2 protein-coding genes are annotated in these 4,305 nt (G+C 74.6%); both read left to right on the top strand.

The genetic code is table 11. The features are described 5' to 3' along the window. Window positions 1-2,982: acyltransferase domain-containing protein (locus AOK03_RS37740; RefSeq protein WP_157869190.1), on the top strand; the 2,982-nt coding region annotated here is incomplete at its 5' end. Then, window positions 2,967-4,305 (top strand): AAA family ATPase (locus AOK03_RS37745; RefSeq protein WP_157869191.1); only part of this gene is annotated, 1,339 nt, incomplete at its 3' end. The genes AOK03_RS37740 and AOK03_RS37745, both read left to right, overlap by 16 nt.

The raw sequence follows: 4,305 nt of genomic DNA on the forward strand, positions 1-4,305 counted from the left end.
GCGGCGGCGCATGTCGCGGGTGTGTTTGATCTGGCGGATGCGTGCCGGGTGGTCGGGGCGCGGGCCCGTTTGATGGGTGCCCTGCCCGAGGGCGGCGCGATGTGTGCCGTGCAGGCGACGCCGGAGGAGCTGGCGGCGGGCCTGGAGGGTTCGGGTGTGAGTGTGGCGGCGGTCAACACACCGGATTCCACAGTCATTTCGGGACCCGCCGATGAGGTGGAGAACGTTGCCGCGTTGTGGCGGGAGAAGGGGCGCAAGACGAAGGCCCTCTCGGTCAGTCATGCGTTCCATTCGGTGTTGATGGAGCCGATGCTGGCGCAGTTCACCGAGGCGATCCGTGGCGTGGCCTTCGCGGCGCCGAGGATCCCCCTGATCAGCAACGTCTCAGGCGCAGAAGCGGGGGAGGAGATCATGTCCCCGGAGTACTGGGCCAGGCACGTCCGGCAGCCGGTCCTCTTCCAGCCCGCCATCGCCGAAGTAGCGGCCCGCGCAGGCGTGTTCGTGGAACTGGGCCCGTCCCCCGTCCTGACCACGGCCGCCCAGCACACCCTGGACCATGTCGCCGATCCGCAAGAGAGCTTCGAGCCCGTCGTCACCGCCTCCCTGCACTCCGGGCAGCCCGACGACGTCGCCTTCGCGCAGGCCATGGCCCGTCTCCACACGGCCGGAATCACGGTGGACTGGTCCGGCTACTTCCCGGCCGACCCGCAGCCCCGCACCGTCGACCTGCCCACCTACCCCTTCCAGGGGCGGCGGTTCTGGCTGGCGGACTCTGCGGTGCCCGTGGCCGCTTCCCCGGCGGACGGTGAGGAGGCCGGGTTCTGGGCGGCCGTCGAAGGGGCGGACGTCCAGGCCCTCGTCGACACCCTGCACCTCAAGGACGACGAGCACAGGGCCGCGCTGGAGACGGTGTTCCCGGCGCTGTCCGCGTGGCGGCGCGAGCGGCGCGACCGGTCGACCGTCGACGCCTGGCGGTACCGCGTCGACTGGCGGCGCGCCGACCTCCCGACGCCCGCGCCGGGCACCGGGGCCTGGCTCGTCCTGGCCCCCGAGGGCGCGGCGGAGACCTGGTCGCGTACGTGCGTACGGGCGCTGGAGGAGACGGGCGCGCCGGTGCGTCTCATCGAGGTCGGCCCCGCCCCCGGCCGTGCGGACCTCGCGGACCTCATCCGCTCGTGGCAGTCGACGTGCTCGGACGACGGCACACCGCTCGGCGGAGTGCTCTCCTTGCTGGCGTTCGCCGACGGGACGGACGCCGATCCCGCCGCCCGGCGCGGACCCACCGGCACCTCGACCACCCTGACCCTGCTGCACGGCCTCCTCGACGCCGCAGTGGAGGTGCCCCTCTGGTGTGCCACCCGGGGCGCGGTGTCGTGCGGCGACACCGATCCGATCGTGGCCCCGGAACAGGCCCCCGTCTGGGGAATGGGCCGCGTGGTGGCCCTGGAGCACCCGGAGCTGTGGGGCGGGCTGGTGGACCTTCCCGCTGACCCGGCCGCGCTCGACCCGGCCGCGCTGTACGCGGTGCTGTGCGGGGAAAGCGGCGAGGACCAGGTGGCACTGCGCCGCGGTGGGGTCCTCGGCCGCCGTCTGGTGCCCGACGCACCGGTCGGCGACGAGGCGGTCGGCGGTTGGCAGCCCGAGGGTGCCGTCCTGGTCACGGGCGGCGTCGGTCGGCTGACGGAACAGGTCGTGCGGTGGCTCGCCGAGTCCGGCGCCGAACACGTCGTACTCCTGGACACCGCACCCGACGACGGTCGTGGAGTCCCGCGGGACGGCGATCTCGCGGCCGAAGTCGCGGCGCACGGAGCCCGGTTCACGTTGCTGGCCGTGCCTCCCGGTCGGGACGCGGTCACCCGCGCACTCGCCGAGCTGACAGACGTACGCATACGAACCGCCATCCACACCTCCCTGCCCGGCGAGCTCGCCCCTCTCGCCGAGGTCACGCCCGACGTGCTCGACGCGGCCACGGCCGCGGCCGTGGAGCTGGGCGGATCGGCTGCGCACGGGCCGGTGGAGACCGTGCTGTTCTTCTCCTCCGTGGCGGCCACGCTCGGCAGCAGGGAGCACGGCGCGTACGCCGCCGCCAACGCCTACCTCGACGCGCTGGCCCAGCGGCACGGCGCCGAGGGCCCCCGGACGGTCTCCGTCGGGTGGGGCATCTGGGATCTGGAGCTGCCGGACGACGGCGACCCGGCGCGCGGCGCCGCCGGGCTGTCCCGGCGCCAGGGGCTGCCGCCGCTGGAGCCGCAGCTCGCGCTCGGCGCGCTGCGTGCCGCGCTCGACGGCGGCAGGGGGCACGCCCTGGTCGCCGACATCGAATGGGAGCGGTTCGCGCCGCTGTTCACCCTGGCCCGCTCGACCCGCCTGCTCGAAGAGGTCCCCGCGGCCCGGCGCGTCCTCGACGCCTCCTCGGAGAGCGCCGAAAGTGCCGAGAACGCGTCGGCGCTGCGCCGCGAACTGGCCGCGCTGCCCGTACGGGAGCGGACCGGGAGGCTGCTCGACGTGGTCCGCGAACAGGTCGCCGCGGTCCTGCGCTACGAGCCCGGACAGGAGGTGGAGCCGGAGAAGGCCTTCAAGGACCTGGGCTTCGACTCCCTCGTCGTGGTGGAGCTGCGCAACCGGCTGCGCGCCGCCACGGGACTGCGGCTGCCCGCCACGCTGGTCTACGACTATCCGACGCCCCGGGCCCTCGCCGCACACCTGCTGGACAAGGTCCTGCCCGACGGCGGCGCGGGCGAGCTCCCGGTGGCCGCGCATCTGGACGACCTGGAGGAGGCCCTCGCCGGACTCGCCGTCGACGACCCCCGCCGCAAGGGCCTGATCCGGCGCCTGCAGACCCTGCTGTGGAAGCAGCCGGACACCGCGGCGGCGGCAGGACCCGTCGACGAGGACGGGCAGGGCGGGGCCGAGGAGGACCTGTCGTCCGCGAGCGCCGACGACATGTTCGCGCTGATCGACCGTGAGTGGGGCACACAGTGACGCGCGCCGCCCGGCACGGAGCGGTCGGCCTGGTGGAACGGGCCGAGGAGTTGGCCGCCCTGCGGAGCGCGTACGAGGACGCGGCGGACACCCGCGGCAGCCTGGTGGTGCTCGGCGGAGCGGTCGGCACCGGCAAGACCGCGCTGCTGCGGGCGTGGACGGAGCGTGTCGCGCCCGACGCGCTCGTACTGACCGGCACCGCCTGCCGGGCCGAGCGCGAGCTGCCCCTGGGCGTCCTGGAGCAACTGGTGCGCGGCTGCCCGGAGCTCCCCGCCGCGACCGTCGAACGTACTCTGGCGTGGTGTGACGAAGCCGCCTCCGCGCCGCCCGTGACGGACTCGCCCGTTCCGACCTCGCCCGCGCTGCGCGGGCTGTGCGAGGCGCTGCGTCGTCTGGTCGCCGAGCGGCCCGTCCTGATCGCCGTCGACGACGCGCACCACGCCGACGCGGCCTCACTGCGGTGCCTCCTGTACGTGGTGCGCAGGCTGCGCTCGGCGCGGCTCCATGTGCTGTTCACCGAGTACGTCCATCAGAAGGCGGGCAACGCTCTGCTCGGCAGCGAGTTCCTGCACGAGCCCGCGCTGCGGCGGATCGGTCTCGAGCCGCTGTCGAAGGCCGGGGTGGAAGCCGTGCTCGCGCGGCAGCTCGACGAGGAGACGGCCAAGGACCTCACGCCTGTCGTCCACGGCATGAGCGCGGGCCGCCCGCTCCTCGTACGGGCACTGGCCGACGACCACCGGTCGACGGGCCGAGTCGGCGAGGCGTTCGGGCGGGCGGCGCTCGGGTTCCTCTACCGGCACGAGGCGCCGGTGACCGAAGTCGCGCGGGCAGTCGCCGTGCTGGGGGAGCAGGCCGACCCGGACCTGGTCGGTCGGCTCCTCGACGTGGACGCCGCCGGGGTGGCCCGCGCCGTGCACCAGCTGACCGTCGCGGAGGTGCTGCACGAGGGGCGGCTCTGTCATCCGGCGTTCGGAGCGGCGGTCCTGGACGGGATGCCGACGGAGGAGCGTCGCGCGCTGCACGGGCGGGTGGCGGCCCTCCTGCACGAGGAGGGCGCCCCGGCCGACGAGGTGGCCGCCCACCTCGTCGCCGCCGACCGGTCGGACACGCCGTGGGCTGTGCCCGTGTTCGAGGAGGCGGCTCGACTCGCCCTGGAGGACGACCGGGTGGAGACGGGCGTGGGATATCTGCGCGCCGCGCACCAGCGGTGCGAGGGTCCCGAGCAGCGGAACGCGATCGTGGGCGCGCTCGCCGACGCGGAGTGGCGCCTGGACCCCGCAAAGGTCCTGCGCCACCTTCCCGACCGGGCCCCGGCCCCGGCAC

The sequence above is a fragment of the Streptomyces atriruber genome, from assembly GCF_001418325.1.
Classification (GTDB): Bacteria; Actinomycetota; Actinomycetes; order Streptomycetales; family Streptomycetaceae; genus Streptomyces; species Streptomyces atriruber.